At 71.9% G+C, this 15,677-nt stretch carries 15 protein-coding genes; 6 read left to right on the plus strand and 9 right to left on the minus strand.

From position 1 onward, the window contains the following. Positions 1–4: 4 nt before the first annotated feature. Positions 5–1,084: an aminotransferase class V-fold PLP-dependent enzyme gene (locus ACN4JJ_RS06885; protein WP_440709174.1), complete on the minus strand. Its 1,080-nt coding sequence runs from the start codon at positions 1,082–1,084 to the stop codon at positions 5–7. Positions 1,085–1,178: 94 nt separating this feature from the next. Between ACN4JJ_RS06885 and ACN4JJ_RS06890 the strand changes: the two genes are divergently transcribed. Further along, positions 1,179–2,171: a LysR family transcriptional regulator gene (locus ACN4JJ_RS06890; protein ID WP_440709175.1), complete on the plus strand. Its 993-nt coding sequence runs from the start codon at positions 1,179–1,181 to the stop codon at positions 2,169–2,171. Positions 2,172–2,221: 50 nt separating this feature from the next. Here ACN4JJ_RS06890 and ACN4JJ_RS06895 read toward each other — a convergent pair whose 3' ends face one another. The 4 genes from ACN4JJ_RS06895 to ACN4JJ_RS06910 form a co-directional block, all read right to left on the minus strand. Beyond that, positions 2,222–3,199 (minus strand): serine hydrolase, encoded by a 978-nt coding sequence (locus ACN4JJ_RS06895; RefSeq protein WP_440709176.1) that lies wholly within the window; start codon positions 3,197–3,199, stop codon positions 2,222–2,224. A gap of 62 nt (positions 3,200–3,261) precedes the next feature. Next, a complete protein-coding gene (locus ACN4JJ_RS06900; protein ID WP_440709177.1) occupies positions 3,262–5,235 on the minus strand; it encodes a M13 family metallopeptidase in 1,974 nt (657 codons plus the stop codon). A 59-nt stretch (positions 5,236–5,294) separates the two neighbouring features. Next, positions 5,295–5,657 (minus strand): SHOCT domain-containing protein, encoded by a 363-nt coding sequence (locus ACN4JJ_RS06905; protein ID WP_440709178.1) that lies wholly within the window; start codon positions 5,655–5,657, stop codon positions 5,295–5,297. Between the two features lie 109 nt (positions 5,658–5,766). Then, positions 5,767–6,192 (minus strand): DUF6325 family protein, encoded by a 426-nt coding sequence (locus ACN4JJ_RS06910; RefSeq protein WP_440709179.1) that lies wholly within the window; start codon positions 6,190–6,192, stop codon positions 5,767–5,769. Positions 6,193–6,325: 133 nt separating this feature from the next. Here ACN4JJ_RS06910 and ACN4JJ_RS06915 point away from each other — a divergent pair, with 133 nt between their 5' ends. After that, entirely contained in the window at positions 6,326–7,651 is a 1,326-nt protein-coding gene (locus ACN4JJ_RS06915; RefSeq protein ID WP_440709180.1) for an MATE family efflux transporter, read from the plus strand. A 303-nt stretch (positions 7,652–7,954) separates the two neighbouring features. Here ACN4JJ_RS06915 and ACN4JJ_RS06920 read toward each other — a convergent pair whose 3' ends face one another. Then, entirely contained in the window at positions 7,955–8,746 is a 792-nt protein-coding gene (locus ACN4JJ_RS06920; RefSeq protein WP_440709181.1) for an MBL fold metallo-hydrolase, read from the minus strand. A gap of 50 nt (positions 8,747–8,796) precedes the next feature. Continuing rightward, complete coding sequence (locus ACN4JJ_RS06925) at positions 8,797–9,861, minus strand: LacI family DNA-binding transcriptional regulator (protein ID WP_440709182.1); 1,065 nt, start codon at positions 9,859–9,861, stop codon at positions 8,797–8,799. A 57-nt stretch (positions 9,862–9,918) separates the two neighbouring features. Between ACN4JJ_RS06925 and ACN4JJ_RS06930 the strand changes: the two genes are divergently transcribed. The 3 genes from ACN4JJ_RS06930 to ACN4JJ_RS06940 are packed head-to-tail and all read left to right on the plus strand — an operon-like array spanning position 9,919 to position 12,382. Further along, positions 9,919–11,205 (plus strand): MFS transporter, encoded by a 1,287-nt coding sequence (locus ACN4JJ_RS06930; protein ID WP_440709183.1) that lies wholly within the window; start codon positions 9,919–9,921, stop codon positions 11,203–11,205. Between the two features lie 37 nt (positions 11,206–11,242). Then, positions 11,243–11,938, plus strand: a complete 696-nt coding sequence (nucS, locus tag ACN4JJ_RS06935) for an endonuclease NucS (RefSeq protein ID WP_440709184.1) — start codon at positions 11,243–11,245, stop codon at positions 11,936–11,938. Between the two features lie 42 nt (positions 11,939–11,980). Beyond that, positions 11,981–12,382, plus strand: coding sequence for an SseB family protein (locus tag ACN4JJ_RS06940; protein ID WP_440709185.1), 402 nt, complete (start codon positions 11,981–11,983; stop codon positions 12,380–12,382). A 21-nt stretch (positions 12,383–12,403) separates the two neighbouring features. Here the strand turns inward: ACN4JJ_RS06940 and ACN4JJ_RS06945 are convergent, their stop codons facing one another. Continuing rightward, entirely contained in the window at positions 12,404–13,582 is a 1,179-nt protein-coding gene (locus tag ACN4JJ_RS06945; RefSeq protein WP_440709186.1) for an SLC13 family permease, read from the minus strand. A gap of 105 nt (positions 13,583–13,687) precedes the next feature. On the opposite strand from ACN4JJ_RS06945, the gene ACN4JJ_RS06950 reads away from it, so the two are divergent. Next, positions 13,688–14,359, plus strand: coding sequence for an HAD hydrolase-like protein (locus tag ACN4JJ_RS06950; RefSeq protein ID WP_440709187.1), 672 nt, complete (start codon positions 13,688–13,690; stop codon positions 14,357–14,359). An 18-nt stretch (positions 14,360–14,377) separates the two neighbouring features. Here ACN4JJ_RS06950 and ACN4JJ_RS06955 read toward each other — a convergent pair whose 3' ends face one another. Further along, entirely contained in the window at positions 14,378–15,595 is a 1,218-nt protein-coding gene (locus ACN4JJ_RS06955) for a choice-of-anchor D domain-containing protein (protein ID WP_440709188.1), read from the minus strand. Between the last annotated feature and the right edge of the window lie 82 nt (positions 15,596–15,677).

The following is a 15,677-nucleotide window of genomic DNA, read 5'->3' on the forward strand; positions in this document are numbered from 1 at the left end:
TCCCTCACACCGACAGACCGAGTGCCGCGCAGACGCGCTCCACGTCGGTCTCGTCGTTCCAGACGTGGAACGCCACCCGCACCCGGCCCGACCGCGACGAGGCGGCGATGCCGGCCTCGGTGAGCGCGGCGATCGCGCGGCCGTCCTCATCCGGCCAGGTCACGATCGCGCTGTGCGCCTCGGGCACCCCGAGCCGGCAGCAGAGCGCATCCGCGAGTCCCACGCAGTGGCGGCGGATCTCCTCCGCATCGGCCGAGGCGAACAACTCGAGCGACTCGGCCGCGCCGATCCAGGCCTGCCAGGCGGGCGAGACGTCGAAGCGGCGGGCGGATCCGGCCAGTCGCATCCCCGGTCCGTAGCACGAGCCCCATACGTCGTCCCCGCTGTACCAGCCGGCCGAGTTCGGCACGAGCTGCGCGGCGAAGGCCGGGCGCAAAGTTGTGAAGCAGCATCCGCGGGGCGCGCAGAGCCACTTGTAGGAGTGGCACACGGTGGCGTCGAAGCGGGAGGCGTCGACCGGCATCCAGCCCACCGCCTGCGTGGTGTCGCAGAAGGTGGCGGCTCCGTGCGCGGCCGCCGCCTCGAGCACGGCGTCGACGTCGGCCACCGCGCCCGTGGCCGACTGCACCAGCGAGAACGACACGAGCGCGGTCTCCGGGCGGATGCTCGCCGCCAGGGCGTCGAGCGGAACGCAGCGCACCGAGAGGTTCCCCCGCTGCTCCTGCACCAGGAAGGGGAACACCATCGAGCTGAAGTCGCCCTCCACGACGAGCACCTCGGAGCCGGCCGGCAGCGACGACGCGATCATCCCCGCCGTCACCGAGGCCTGCGAGCCGACCGCCACCTGGTCGGCCGGCACGCCGCTCAGCCGGGCGAAGGCCTCGCGCGCCCGCTCGACCGCGACGCCGTACGAGCCGGGATCGCGGTGGCCCTCCGCGAAGGCGGCCAGGTCGGCCGTGAGCGCGTCGACCGCCTCGCGCGGCGGCACCCCGATCATGCAGGCCGAGAGGTACCCGGGCCGCACCGCGAAGTGCTCGCGCAGCGCGGCGAGCGAGAGCGGGGTCGCCGTGGCTTCTCGTGTCATGGCTCCAGCCTCGCGACCCGCCATTCATTCGACAAGAGCCGATTTGGGATGTTCGGCATCACATCCGGTTATGGATCTGTCGTACCCTATGGCTGTGACCCTCACCCCGCTCGCCGGCACCTTCGACCTCGATTCGCAGACCCTTCGCGTGGTGGCGGCGATCGCCGACTACGGCTCCATCACGCGGGCCGCGGCCGTGCTCGGCTTCAGCCAGCCGGCGCTCAGCCAGCAGCTCAAACGCGTCGAATCGCGCATCGGCATGCCGCTGGTCACGCGCGCCGGTCGCGGCATCCGGCTGACGGATGCGGGCGAGGTGCTCGCCCGTCACGCGGAGGTGGTGCTCGGGGCGCTGGATGCGGCCGCCGGTGAGCTGGCCGACCTGTCGGGCCTGCGCACCGGGCGCGTGCGGCTGGCCGCGTTCCCTTCGGCGTCGTCGACCATCGTGCCGCGGCTGATCCGGGCGATGGGGGTCGAACACGAGGGCGTGCGGTTCACCTACCTCGAGGCCGAGCCGCCCGAGGCGGTCGTGGCCGTGCGGGACGGCCTCAGCGACGTGGCGATCGCGTTCCACTACCCGGCCGATCCGAACGACGCCTTCGCGGCCGGTACCGAAGGGCTCGTGGTGACCGAGCTGCAGCGTGACGATCTCGTGCTGCTGGCGCCGGAAGGGCATCCGGCGCTGCGGGGCGGAGTCGCGGCATCCGGAACCCGCGGCGGCGCGGGCGACGACCACGGGCTCGACTCCACCGCCGTCGACCTGGCCGTGCTGCGCAACGAGAACTGGATCGCCGGCTGCCCGCGCTGCCGCAGTCACCTGCTCGACTCCTGCGCCCGCAGCGGCTTCGCGCCCGCCATCGCCTTCGAGACCGACAACGTGGTGGCCGTGATCAGCATGGTGGCGGCCGGTCTCGGCGTCGCCCTGCTACCGGCCCTCGCGCTCACCACCTCGCCGCTGCCGCCGGGCGTGCTCGCGCGGTCCACCGCCGGCGGCGACCACCGCGTGATCGTCGCCGTCACCCGCCCGGGTGCCGACCACGTGCCCGCCGTCGGCGAGGCACTGCGCCTGCTCTCGGCCCTCACTCGCTGACGGTCGCGAGCCCGCCGACGGCCGGACTCACGACAGCCGCGGGCCGATGCTCAGAAGATGTACTCGAGCAGATCGGTGCCGAGGGTGCGCATGCCCTCGAGCACCGCGAGACGGCCGGGCAGCGTGGAGTCGTTGAAGCGCATCGTGACCGCGTAGGAGACACCGGCGCGCGGGCCCTGCACCACGCCCGCCTCCGAGCGGATGCCGGCATCCGTTCCGGTCTTGTTGAACAGGGTGATGCCGTGGTCTTCGCCCAGATGGGCCAGCGGATCGAGCCCGAAGGCTCCCGCGACCATCGAGAGATCGGTGCCGAGGCCCAGCCAGCCGACCACGAGTTCGCTCGTCGTCGCGTCGACGATCTCGCCGCGCTGCAGCCGGCGGAACAGGCCCGCCAGCTCGCGCGCGGAGCCGACGGAGAGCTGGGGCGCGTCGTCCGGGCCCCGCACCTCGCGCACGATGTCCAGCAGCAGGGTGCGCCGGAGGCCTAGCGATTCCGCCCGGGCCCGCACGGCGTCCAGACCGATGCGCCGCAGCAGCACGTTGGTGGCGAGGTTGTCGCTGGTGGCCCCGATCAGCGCGGCGAGGTCGGCCAGCGGCAGAGCCGGAACCTGCAGGTGCTGCCAGAGACCGGAGTCGGCCACCGAGTCCTGCGCCGTGCGGTTCAGGATGCTGAGCGCCTCCGCCCCGGGAGCGGCCCGCGCCGTGCGGGGCGAGGTGCCCTCCCGGCCGGCCACGCGTGAGCGCCCGTCGCGGGCGGAGATCCGCGCCGCGACCTCGATCAGCAGCAGCACCTTGCCGATCGACGCCGTGGGCACCGAGAGGTGGTCGTCGACGGAGAACAGCACCCGGCCCGATTCGAGGTCGACCGCCGATGCCGTCACCTGAACGCCGGAGAGCGCCAGTTCGGTGAGCGAGGCGAAGCCCTTGCGGAAGATCACGCCCTCCGAGCCGTCGCCGACCGAGCGGCGACCGCGCGGGGCGGCGGCGTCCCGTTCGTCTCGCGCGCGGCGACGGATCGAATCCGGCATGCTCAGGAGCCTCCCTCGGCCGCCCGGGGCGCGATCGGACCGCGCGCCCGGGATCAGCAGTACTACCAGATGGTCACACGCTCAGCTGGGTCCAACCAGAGACCGTCGGTGGAGGCCACGTCGAAGGCCGCGTAGAACTCGTCGATGTTGCGCACGATCTGGTTGCAGCGGAACTCGTTCGGCGAGTGCGGGTCGATCGACAGCAGCCGGATGACCTCCTCGTCGCGCGACTTCTGCTGCCAGGCCTGCGCCCAGGAGAGGAAGAAGCGCTGCGCACCCGTGAGCCCGTCGATCACCGGCGGCTCGGCCCCGTCGAGCGAGAGCAGGTAGGCCTTCCAGGCGATGCCGAGGCCGCCGAGGTCGCCGATGTTCTCGCCGATGGTGAGGGCGCCGTTGACGTGATGATCAGGAACCTGCGCGGGCGCCAGCGCGTCGTACTGCGCGATCAGCGAGGAGGTGAGCTTCTCGAAGGCCTCCCGGTCGGCCTCGGTCCACCAGTCGGTGAGCTTGCCGTCGCCGTCGAAGCGCGAGCCCTGGTCGTCGAAGCCGTGGCCGATCTCGTGCCCGATCACCGCGCCGATCGCCCCGTAGTTGGCCGCCGCATCCCGCGACTCGTCGAAGAACGGGAACTGCAGGATGGCCGCCGGGAACACGATCTCGTTGAAACCGGGGTTGTAGTAGGCGTTGATCGTCTGTGGCGTCATGAACCATTCGTCGCGGTCGAGCGGCTTGCCGATCTTGCCGAGCTCGCGCTGGAACTCGAACTCACTCGTGGCGCGAACGTTCGCGATGAGGTCGGTGGGGCTGATCTCGAGCGCGGAGTAGTCGCGCCACTTCACCGGGAAGCCGATCTTGGGCGTGAACTTGCCGAGCTTCTCCAGGGCCCGCTCGCGCGTGGCCGGGCTCATCCACTCGAGCGTGGTGATCGACTGGCGGTAGGCCTCGATCAGATTGGCGACCAGGATGTCCATGGCCGCCTTGGCCGTGGACGGGAAGTGCTTCTCGACGTAGATGCGGCCCACGGCCTCACCCATGGCGCCCTCCACCAGCGAGACGCCGCGCTTCCAACGGGCCCGGATGCTCGGGGTGCCGGTGAGCGTGCGGGCGTAGAAGTCGAAGTTCTCCTCCACGAAGTCGCTCGAGAGGTAGGGCGCCCAGCCGTGCACGACCTTCCAGGCCAGCCAGTCCTTCCAGCTCTCCAGCGGCTGACCGGCCAGCACCTCGGAGACGCCCGTGACGAAGCTCGGCTCGCGCACGACGAGCTCGTCGAACACTCCGGCCGGGGCACCCAGGGCCTCGCGCCAGAGAGCCAGGAACGATCCGCCGTCGACGGTGCCCGAGGGGCCCGCGAGATCGACCACCGCATCCCAGCCGAGCAGGTTGTAGGTGGCCTGGGCGTCGCGCGTGCGCACGTTGTCCCAGTGGGTGGCCGCGATGGCCGTCTCGAGGTCGAACACGCGCTGCGCCCGGCGCGGCGCGTCATCCAGCCCCGCGAGCTCGAACATCCGCTGGATGTGGCCGAGGTAGGCCTCGCGCACCGAGGCGAACTTCTCGTCGCGGAAGTAGCTCTCGTCGGGCAGCGAGATGCCGCCCTGCTCGACGAACACGAGGTATCGCTCGGGGTTGCCCGGGTCGTTGTCGACGAACAGGCGGAGCAGGCCCGAGACACCTTCGCGCTCGAGGCGGCCGAGGGTGCGGGCGAGCGAGGGCAGATCGTCGATGGTGTCGATCAGCGCCAGCTGAGGGGCGACCGGCGCCGCGCCCAGGGCGTCGATGCGCTCCTCGTCGACGAAGGAGGAGAAGAGGTCGCCGAACTTGCGGGCTTCTGTTCCCTCGGCGGCATCCTGGGCCTCGTCGATGATGGTGCGCACGTTCTTCTCGGCCTCTTCGGCGAGCTCGTAGAACGAGCCGTAGCGCGCCTTGTCTTCGGGGATCTCGGTGCGCGCGATCCACCGGCCGTTGACGTGCCGGAACAGGTCGTCTTGCGCGCGGATGCTGGGGTCGATTTCGCTGGTGTCGATTCCGGATGCAGTCACCCCGTAACTCTACGCACCCCGTCCGACAGCGCGTCGAGAGTCACCGGCCCCTCCTCGGGTCAGGCCAGGAGCTTGGCCTTCGCGGCCGTGAACTCGGCGTCGGTGAGCACGCCCGCGTCTTTCAGCGCGGCGAGCTTCTGCAGCTCGGCGATGATGTCGACACCGCCGGCCGGTGCAGGAGCCGCCGGTGCCGGAGCGGCCGCCTGCGCTTGTTGAGCGGCCACCGCGGCGGCCGCTGCGGCGTCGATCTGCGCCTGCTGCTGCTGGGCCTCGTAGGCCTGCTGCTCCTGCTGGCCTTCGGCGCGCTGCATCTGGCGGTTGCGCAGGCCGCCGGAGACGGCGGTGGCGGTGCCGGCCACCACGGCGGTGCGGGCGGCGAGGCCGAGTAGGCCGGGGCGGCCCATTCGTCGGAACATCGGCATGTCGGTTCTCCTGTCAGAGCGGGTGGGGCTGTCAGAGCGGGCGGGGCGGTCCAAGCGAGCGGGGCGGTCGGAAAGGTCGTCGGATGGCGCGGCACGGTGCAGCGCGGAACTACTCCGCGAGCGCGGCCAGAACCTCGTTCACGACGGGGGCCGGGATGCGCTCGGTGCTCAGCACGATGCCGCGTCCGGCGGCGAGCTTGGAGGCGAGGGTCTTCGCCCAGGTCAGCTCGATCACGAGCAGAGCGGCCGAGGAGCCGGCCGGGATCTCGGCGGCGAGCTCCTCCACGTCCTCGAGGGAGGCCAGACCGGTCGCGTCGAGCACGACCTCGCCGAGGCCGATCGCGTCGCCCGCGTCTTCGAGCTCCAGCACGGTGAGCTCACCCTCCGGCGAGCGCGTCACGAACAGCAGATCGAGCAGGCGCACGGTGCCGGCGTCGATCACGTCGCGCAGCGCGTCGACGATCTCGGGGCCCGGCCGCTCCCCCTCGAATCCGACCAGGATGAGTTCGACCGGTCCATAGCTGAATTCGGGCATCGCGGCCTTTCGCGCAAGAGGGGCAGCTGCCCGGGCGCGCGGGCCGCGCGCTCGGTGCTGACGATCCGCACGCTACCAGCCGGGAGGCCGAGGGCACCAGAGTCCTGGGCTGCTCGAGTCCTAGGCTGTTGGCGTGCTGGCCATCGATCGCGACATCCTGCGCCTCGCGGTCCCGGCCCTCGGAGCGCTCGTCGCCGAGCCCCTCTTCCTGCTCACCGACACCGCGCTGGTGGGCCATCTGGGGGCGGATGCCCTGGCCGGCCTCGGCATCGCCGGCACCGTCCTGCAGACGGTCGTCGGTCTGCTGATCTTCCTCGCCTACGCCACCACGCCGGCCGTGGCCCGGCGCCTGGGTGCGGGCGACACCCCCGGCGCGGTGAAGGCGGGCATCGACGGCATGTGGCTGGCGCTGGGCGTCGGGGTGCTGCTGGCCGTCGTCGGCTGGCCGCTCGTGGGTGCCGTCATCCGTCTGTTCGGAAGCACCGAAGCCGTGCAGCAGAACGCCGAGACGTACCTGTCGATCTCGCTGGTCGGGCTGCCCGGCATGCTGATCGTGATCGCGGCGACCGGACTGCTGCGCGGCCTGCAGGACACCCGCACGCCGCTCGTGGTGGCGGTGGCCGGATTCGCGGCGAACGCCGGCCTGAACGCGGTGCTGATCTACGGACTGGGCTGGGGCATCGCCGGATCCGCCGTCGGCACGGTGGTGGCCCAGTGGGCGATGGCCGCGGTGTACGTGGTCATCGCGATCCGCGCCGCCAGGCGGTACGGTGTGTCGCTCCGGCCGGGACTGGACGGCGTGACGGGCGCGGCCCTGGCCGGCGGATGGCTGCTCGTGCGCACGGCCAGTCTGCGGGCGGCCATCCTCGCCACGGTCGTGGTGGCGTCCTCGCTGGGGGTGACGCAGCTGGCGGCGTTCCAGATCGCCATGACGGTGTTCATGACGCTGGCGTTCGTGCTGGATGCCCTGGCGATCGCCGGACAGGCGATGGTCGGGCACGGGCTCGGCGCCTCGGATGTGCCGCGCGTGCACGCCGTCACGAGGCGACTGGTGCGCTGGGGCCTGCTGTCGGGGGTGCTGCTCGGCGTGCTGGTGGCGGTGACCGCGCCGTTCGCCGGGTTCGTGTTCAGTTCCTCGCCCGAGGTGCGGCAGGATCTCACCGCGACGATGCTCGTGATGGCTCTCGGTGTGCCGCTGGCCGGTTTCGTGTTCGTGCTCGACGGCGTGCTGATCGGCGCCGGAGACGCGCGCTATCTCGCGGTGACCGGACTCGTGAACCTCTCGGTGTACGCCCCGTTGCTCGCCGCCGTGGCCGTGCTGCAGCCGGCCGGTGCCGCCGGTCTCGTCTGGCTCTGGCTCGCGTTCGGCCTCGGCTACATCGGTGCCCGCGCCCTCACCCTCGGCCTCCGGGCCAGGGGCTCCCGCTGGATCGTCACCGGAGCCCCCGCCGCCCCCTGACGCCCCTCCACCCCGGCGCCACCCACACCCGCCGAGCACCCCCGCCCCGCCGCGCCGGCCTCCTGCCGCGCACCGGCGGGCCACGGCGACTTCTGCCAAGTCGCCGCCTTCCGGGCCGACTTGCCACAACTTGTGGCAGGTCGCGCGGAAGAGCGCTCCAGGATGCTCCGCGACATGACAGAAGGCGCCGCTTCTTCGGCCCACATGACACAAGTTGTGGCAAGTCGCGGGGAGGGGGCGGGGAGGGGTGACGGGACTGGGGAGGGGGCGGGACGAGCCGACGCGCGCCCAGCGGGACGGGCGTCAGACGCGGAAGACGGCTCCGGGATGCGCGACCTCGACGGGGCCGGCGTAGGCGGTGGCCGCTCGGGCGTGGGCGGCATCCGGAGCCAGCGACTCCGCGAGGTGCGTGAGCACCAGGCGGGCGGCACCGGCCGTGGCAGCCGAGCGGCCCGCGTCTTCCGGGGTGTGGTGCACGGCGGCCTCCCCCGGGGGCACGCGGTCGTAGCCGGCCTCCACCAGCAGCAGGTCGGCGTTCTCGCCGATCTCCTCGAGCGACAGGCACGGCGCGCAGTCGCCCGAGTAGGCGAAGCGGCGGCCGCCCTCGTCGACGGTGAGGCCGAACGCCGGCACGCCGTGCTGCACCGGTCCCCAGCTGAGCGTCAGCGAGCCGAACACGGCCTCGCCCCAGCCGCTCATCGGCCGGAAGTCGAACACCCGGGGCAGTTCGTCGACCGACGACGGGCCGAGGAACGCGCTCAGCCGCTCGAGCATCCCCTCGGGCGCGATCAGCGGAAGGGGAACCGGATGCTCGGGCCGGCCCTCGGCGAACCGCAGGGCGTAGTAGGCCACCAGCAGGTCGGCGGCGTGGTCGGCGTGGCGGTGCGAGATCCAGATCGCGTCGAGCGCGTCGAGGGAGGTGTGACGCTGCAGTTCGGCGAGGGTGCCCGCGCCCGCATCGATCCAGACGGTCGCGCCCGCCGCATCCGTCTCGCCGGTCTCGTCCCCCACGGTGCCGCTCTCGAGCAGGTAGCCGGAGCACGGGTTGTCGGGGCGGGGAAAGGGCGTTGCGGTGCCGAGCACGGTGAGACGCATGACCCCATTCTCCCGTGCGCCCGCCGGCGTCCTCTCCCGCGCGCCCGCCACTAGGCCCCGGCGGGCACCGGCCCCGTCGTGTCGCCCACGTGAAGGCGGCACTCGAACCGTTCCGAGGCCGCCTCCTCGCCCGCCAGCAGGGCGGCGACGGCACGGCCGACCGCGCGGCCCTTCTCGGCGGCGGGCTGCCGCATCGTGGTGAGATCGTGCACGCCCAGGCCGTCCAGCGGAACGCCGTCGAAGCCGGTCACGCTGAGATCCTGCGGCACGCGCAGCCCGAGCGCGGCGGCGCTCTGCAGCACCCCGGCGGCGAGCAGGTCGCTCTGCGCCATGATGGCGGTCGGGCGATCGGCGGCCGGTACGTCGAGCAGGGCTCGCGCGGCCCGCATCCCGTCCTCCACCAGGTTGTACGAGGAGGCGTACGCCACCAGATCGGGGAACACCCGGAGGGCGCCGGCCAACCGGTCGGCGGTCACGGTCGTGGTGATGGAGCCGAGCTGCGCCGTCGGGACCGGTCCCTCGCTCCGCGTCGCATCCACCCCGAGGGTCACCATCGAGACCCGCCGGTGCCCGAGCGCGTGCAGGTGGCGGGCGAGGGTCTCCGAGGCATCCGTGTTGTCGAGGGCGATGTCGACGACGCCGGCCGCCCGGCCACCCTCGATCGACACCAGCGGGATGCCGCGCTGCCCGATCACGGCCACGATCTCGTCGAACAGCGGACTGCAGCCCATCAACACCACCGCGTCGACCGACGCCGAACGGATGCCGCCTCCCGTCGCCCCCGTCTCGGTCATCAGCAGCAGGCCGTTGCTGTCGACGCCGAGGCCCGAGGCGATGCCGTCGAGCGTGGCGATGTTCACCGGATCGCGGAAGGCGTGCAGCAGGCGCTCGTCGAAGACGATGCCGACCACCCCCGAGCGGCCCTGGCGCAGCGATCGGGCCCGCGGATCCGGACCGGAGTAGCCGAGCTCGGCCGCGGCGCGCATCACCCGCTCGCGCGTGGCGCCGGAGACCGGGCCCGCGCCGCTGAACGCGAGCGAGGCCGTCGAACGCGAGACCCCGGCGCGCTCGGCGACGTGCGAGAGCGTGGCACGCGGTTGCTCCGGACGGGACATGTTCGGTAGCGTAGTCGAATCGTTTCGATCGAATCGATTCGACCGGAATAGGAACCCATGACCGACACCCTCACCCGCCGGCAGCTGACCGCCTGGCGCAACGCGATCTTCGCGATCTTCGCGCTCTCGGGCTTCTCGATCGCCAGCTGGATCGCCCGGCTGCCCGCTGTGCGCGACCTCCTGCAGATCGACACGGCCCAGGTCGGCGTGCTGATCCTGATGATGTCGATCGGCGCCATCCTCGGCCTGATCGCGGCGCCGCACGTCATGGGCCGCTGGGGTGCGCGTGCGGGCATGCTGCTGTGCCTGATGCTGATCGCCGTCGCCACCGCGGTGATCGGCCTCGGCGCCACCCTTACCGGCTCGGCGGTCGTGGTGGGCGCGGGACTGGCCCTGTTCGGCTTCGGCAACGGGGCCGTCGACGTGATGATGAACGTCGAGGGCGCCGCCGTCGAGCGCAGCATCGGCAAGACCGTGCTGCCGCTCATGCACGCCTTCTTCAGCTTCGGCACGGTCACCGGCGCGGGCATCGGAGCACTCGCCTCCGCCCTGTCGGTGAGTGTGGGAGTGCACCTGTCGGTGATCGCGGTGCTGATCGTGGCGAGCGCGCTCGCCGCCATCCGCTTCGTCCCGAGGGGCGCCGAAGCCGCGGCCCCGACCGAGCCCGCGAGCGACGCCGACGCCGACGCCCGGGCTCTGGCCGCCACCGGCACCTGGGGCCGGCGCCTCCGCGCGAGCCTCTCCGTCTGGACCGATGTCCGCCTGCTCGCCATCGGCGTCATCATGCTCGGGATGGCGTTCGCCGAGGGCTCGGCGAACGACTGGCTGGCCCTGGCGGTGGTCGACGGCTTCTCCACCGACAACACGCTCGGCGCCGTCGTGTTCGGCGTCTTCACCGTGGCGATGACGGCCGGCCGGATCGCCGGCGGCCCCCTGCTGGACCGCTTCGGCCGCGTGCCCGTGCTCCGCACCGGCGCGATCCTCGGCTTCCTCGGCATCCTCGCGTTCATCATCGCGCCCACCCTCTGGATCGGCGTCGTGGGCGTGGTGTTCTGGGCGCTCGGCTGCTCGCTCGGCTTCCCGGTGGGCATGTCGGCCGCGGCGGATGCGCCCGACCCCAAGAGCTCCGCGGCCCGGGTGAGCGCCGTCGCGATCATCGGCTACGTGGCCTTCCTGGTGGGCCCGCCGGTGATCGGGCTGCTCGGTCACGACTTCGGCATCCGGAACGCCCTGCTGCTGGTGCTCGTGCTGGTGGCCCTGGCCGGCCTCGCCTCTCCCGCCGCCCGCGAACTCACCGGCCCGCGCGCCCGCGTGAGGGCGGACGCGGGCGCCGGCGTCTCCTGAGCCTCCCCCGGCCCCGCCCGACCGTTACGCTCTACAGGTGCGTCTTGTCATTGCCACCTGCTCCGTCGATTACGCCGGGCGTCTGAGCGCCCACCTGCCGCTCGCGAAGCGGCTGCTGATGCTGAAGAGCGACGGCAGCATCCTGGTGCACTCCGACGGCGGCTCGTACAAGCCGCTGAACTGGATGAGCCCGCCCTGCTCGATCACCGTGCTCGAACCGGACGCCGACCAGGCCGAGGCGGGCATCACCGAGCTCTGGAAGGTCACGCAGAAGAAGACCGACGACGTGCTCGTGGTCTCGCTGTACGACATCGAGCACGATTCCGCGCACGAGCTCGGGCTCGACCCGGGCCTGGTGAAAGACGGCGTGGAGGCGCACCTGCAGAAGCTGCTGGCCGAGCAGATCACGCTCCTGGGCGACGGGCACACGCTCGTGCGTCGCGAGTACATGACGGCGATCGGGCCGGTCGACATCCTGGCCCGCGACTCCGGCGGGGCCGCGGTGGCGGTCGAGATCAAGCGCCGCGGCGACATCGACGGTGTGGAGCAGCTCACCCGCTACCTCGAGCTGATGAACCGCGATCCGCACCTCGCGCCGGTGCAGGGCGTGTTCGCCGCCCAGGAGATCAAGCCGCAGGCGCGCACCCTCGCTCAGGATCGGGGCATCCGCTGTGTCGTGCTCGACTACGACGCCATGCGCGGTCTCGACGACGCCGACAGCCGCCTGTTCTGACGGCGTCAGCGGCCCGCGGATGCCGCCCTCTAGGCTGAACGCGTGGCACGCAGCACTCCGGCATTCCCCAAGTCGTATTCGAACCGCCCCCTGCGCAAGGCGCTGGAGACGTTCGGGCGCCTGCCGAATCGAAGCACCCTCGACGCCCTGCTGAAGGCGATGCGCACCGGCGGCCTCGTCGTCGACATCACCGGGACGACGGATGCGGCCGACCCGCAGGTGCGCACCCTTCTCTCGACCACCGGTGAGCTCGTGCTGCCGCTGTTCACCTCGCTCGCCGAGCTCCGCCTGGCGGTCCCGGAAGCGGATCGGGCCGGCACGAAGGCGATGTTCCTCGCCGCACCGCAGGCGCTCGCACTGGTGGAGACCGCCGACTTCGTGGCCGTGCAGTTCGACGCGGGCAGCCTCGCGCAGGTCGTGAAGCGCGAGTTCGTCACCGCCTGAGGCCGCCCCGCCCGTCTCGCGTCAGGCGGGGTTGGTGAGCGCCAGGGCCACGGTGGCCAGCGGCACGATCACGGCCACCGCCACGACACCCAGCAGCATGAACCGTGGCCAGGAGATGCGCACGCCGAGTGCGGTCAGCCGCTGATGCCAGAGCAGGGTCGCCAGGGAGGCCCACGGAGTGACCAGCGGGCCGAGGTTCACGCCGATCAGCAGGGCGGCGAGCCGCACCTGGTCGCCGGCGAGCGGCTCGAGCACGAGGTATGCGGGGAGGTTGTTGATGGTGTTGGCGCCGAGAGCGCCGACGGCGGCCAGGTGCAGCAGGCTGAGCGGGTCGTCGCCCGATCCGGAGACCGTCGCCAGGAGGTCTTCGAGGCCGTGCACGTGCGCCGCCTCGACCAGCACGAACAGGCCGATCGCGATGCCGAGGGCCTGCCAGGGCACGAGCGCCGGGCCGATGGCCCGCGGGCGGCGGACGACGAACGCGGCGAGCAGCAGCACCGCCGCGCCCCCGGCCACGAAGGCCACCTCGAGGCCCGATACCAGCATCGGCAGCAGCAGCACCACCACGATCGCGCTGAACACCAGCAGCGGCCGGTCGTCCACCGGGGTGCGCTCGGGCAGCTCGAACCGTCCGCGCAGCGAGCGGCGGAACACCAGGGACAGGATGCCGGCGCTCACCACCACGCCCACGACCGCCGGCGCCCACACCACCGCCAGGAACCCGCCGACCCCACCGTCGAACGAGCCCGCGGCGAGCAGGTTCGTGAGGTTCGACACCGGGAGGAAGAGGGAGGCGGTGTTGGCGAGCCAGACGGCCGCGAGCGCGAACGGGATGGGCGAGATGCCGACGTGCAGAGCGAGCACCACCACCACCGGGGTCACCAGCACCGCCGTGGTGTCCAGCGAGAGGAACGCCGTGCTCACCACGGCGAGCGCCAGCACGAGCAGCCAGAGCACCGCGATCCGGCCGCGGCCCCAGCCCGCCATCCGCTCGGCGAGCGCCGTGAAGACCCCCGCCTCGCTGGCCAGTTCGGCCACCACGGTGATGGCCACCACGAAGCCGAGCACCGGAACGACCCGTCGGGCCAGCGCGACGGTGTCGGGCCAGGGCAGCACGCCGGTGGCGATCACGATCACGGCAGCGATGAGGAGGAGCGCGGTCAGGAGCGGCCCGATCCGGCGCGCGGCGAATGCGAGCATGGTCGGGCGATTCTATTCCCTCCGATCCGCGCGAATGCTGTCGGTGCTCGTGAACCGGGCGGCCGGATTCCGAGCCGTGGGGGGCGCGACCCTAGAATCGGGCGAGTGACTAGCCACAGCCCCGCGAAACCCTGGTCCTGCATCCTCTTCGACCTCGACGGAACCATCACCGATTCCGCACCCGGCATCATCGGCCGGCTGTCCCGCACGCTGGAGAAGATGGGGCGCCCTGTGCCGCTGCCGGCCGAGCTGGTCGCGTTCGTCGGCCCACCGATCCTCGACGGCTTCCGCGAGGTCGCCTCGATGACCGATGAGGAGGCCCAGGAGGCGTTGGTGGTCTATCGCGGCCTTGCGGCGTCGGAGGGACCCCAAGGGGACTCGACGGTCTACCCGGGTATGGTCGGGCTGCTCCGGGCCGTGCACGCGGCCGGCATCCCGCTCGCTCTCGCGACTTCGAAGGCCGAGACCCAGGCGGTCCGCGTGCTGGCGCACCTCGAGCTCTCGGACTGCTTCACCGTCGTCTGCGGCTCGTCGGAAGACGAGACCCGCAGCGCCAAGGCCGACGTGGTGGAGGAGGCGCTGGTGCGGCTCCGGGCTCAGCACGTCGACCTCTCGAACCTCGTGATGGTGGGCGACCGCGAGCACGACATCAAGGGCGCGGCGGCACACGGCGTGCCCGCGATCATGGTGGAGTGGGGCTACGGCTCCCCCGCCGAGGCGGTCGGAGCCGTCGCCGTCGTGCACTCGGTCGACCAGCTGCGCGAAGCCCTGCTCTAGGCGTACTCCGCCGAGAGCTCAGGCGTCGCGCTTCGGGCGTCGGCGCACCACCGCGAGCGCTCCGCCCCCGAGAGCGAGAGTGAGAGCGGCGAACCCGATCCCGATGACGGGCGATCCTCCCGTCTGCGCCAGCGCCGAACCACTGCGAGATGAACCCGAGCCGCCGACCGCAGAAGCGGGCCCGCCGGCGGTGCCGGAGGTCCCGCTCCCGCTCCCACTTCCGGTCGAACCGCCGGTACCACCCGTCCCCGGGGTCGCCGTCGGCCTCGGAGTGCTGGTCGGCGCAGGGGTTGGAGTCGGCGTCGGCGTCGGAGTCGGCGTCGGCGTGGGCGTCACGACAGCCGGCGCGGATCCGGTCACCGGCAGAACCTCCCGCAGTGCGGGAGTCTCCGGATTGCCGTTCATCACCTGAGCCGCGATCGTGACGGTGCCCTCGAATGTTCCGGCCGCCGTCGGCGCGAAAGTCAGCTCGAAGGTGGCCGTCTCACCCGGTGCGTAGGTCTTTCCGGTGCCGAACGACGACCTCGACACCGACACGGGCAGCGCATTGCCCTTCTGGTCTTTCACCTCGATGGCTCCTTCGCGGAAGAAGAGCGGATCGATCCCCTGCACCACGAGTTTCATCGCGACCACCCCCGTCGCACCGACCTTGACCGAACCGAAGTCGACGAAGCTCTTGCTCGCGACGGTGCTCGCCTCGAAGTGCGCGCGGTCGGTCGCCAGCGACTCGGCGGCGAAGACCATCCCGTAGGAGCCCGTGCCGGCGTGATCGACGTCGACGAGCTGGAGGTTGATCAACTGGGAATCCTTCGCCCCGGCGGGAGGGGCGGTGTACGTGACGGTGACCGACTTGCGCTGACCGGGGGCGATCGCCACCCCCTTGACGATGGTGGTGGAGACCAGGCTGAATGGTGCGGCGAGCGAGTTGAAGCTCGCTGGATCGATCGTGATCCCATCGGATCCGTCGTTGAGGATCTCGATGGTGCGCGTGATGACGTTGCCCTGTTTGACGTACCCGAAGTCCGGCCCGACTCCGGGCAACGAGACCGAGATCGGGTCTCCGGGTGCCTGCACGACGATCGGATGTGGCGCAGCGGGCGCGGCCCCGTGTTCCGGAGTCGCCGCGAAGACCGGCCCCGCGGCCACGAGCGCCAGGCCAGCCCCTGCGACCACTGCCGTGGCCAGCAGTCCAGGGCGAAGGGATCGCGTGCGGCCGGGTGCGGGGGAGGAAGTCATGGAGGGTGCTCATTTCGACGGTCGTGAGGCGATCCGGGCGCCGGGTGCGACGGATCCGTTCCCCACTCTGTTCGAGCGAAAA

This window comes from Herbiconiux dendrobii, assembly GCF_052048175.1.
Taxonomy (GTDB): domain Bacteria; phylum Actinomycetota; class Actinomycetes; order Actinomycetales; family Microbacteriaceae; genus Herbiconiux.

Coding starts and splice junctions, on each gene's coding strand:
- ACN4JJ_RS06885 (WP_440709174.1), bottom strand. CDS start 1,084: ATGACACGAGAAGCCACGGCGACCCCGCTCTCGCTCGCCGCGCTGCGC.
- ACN4JJ_RS06895 (WP_440709176.1), bottom strand. CDS start 3,199: ATGCCGGATTCGATCCGTCGCCGCGCGCGAGACGAACGGGACGCCGCC.
- ACN4JJ_RS06905 (WP_440709178.1), bottom strand. CDS start 5,657: ATGCCGATGTTCCGACGAATGGGCCGCCCCGGCCTACTCGGCCTCGCC.
- ACN4JJ_RS06910 (WP_440709179.1), bottom strand. CDS start 6,192: ATGCCCGAATTCAGCTATGGACCGGTCGAACTCATCCTGGTCGGATTC.
- ACN4JJ_RS06920 (WP_440709181.1), bottom strand. CDS start 8,746: ATGCGTCTCACCGTGCTCGGCACCGCAACGCCCTTTCCCCGCCCCGAC.
- ACN4JJ_RS06925 (WP_440709182.1), bottom strand. CDS start 9,861: ATGTCCCGTCCGGAGCAACCGCGTGCCACGCTCTCGCACGTCGCCGAG.
- ACN4JJ_RS06930 (WP_440709183.1), top strand. CDS start 9,919: ATGACCGACACCCTCACCCGCCGGCAGCTGACCGCCTGGCGCAACGCG.
- ACN4JJ_RS06945 (WP_440709186.1), bottom strand. CDS start 13,582: ATGCTCGCATTCGCCGCGCGCCGGATCGGGCCGCTCCTGACCGCGCTC.
- ACN4JJ_RS06955 (WP_440709188.1), bottom strand. CDS start 15,595: ATGACTTCCTCCCCCGCACCCGGCCGCACGCGATCCCTTCGCCCTGGA.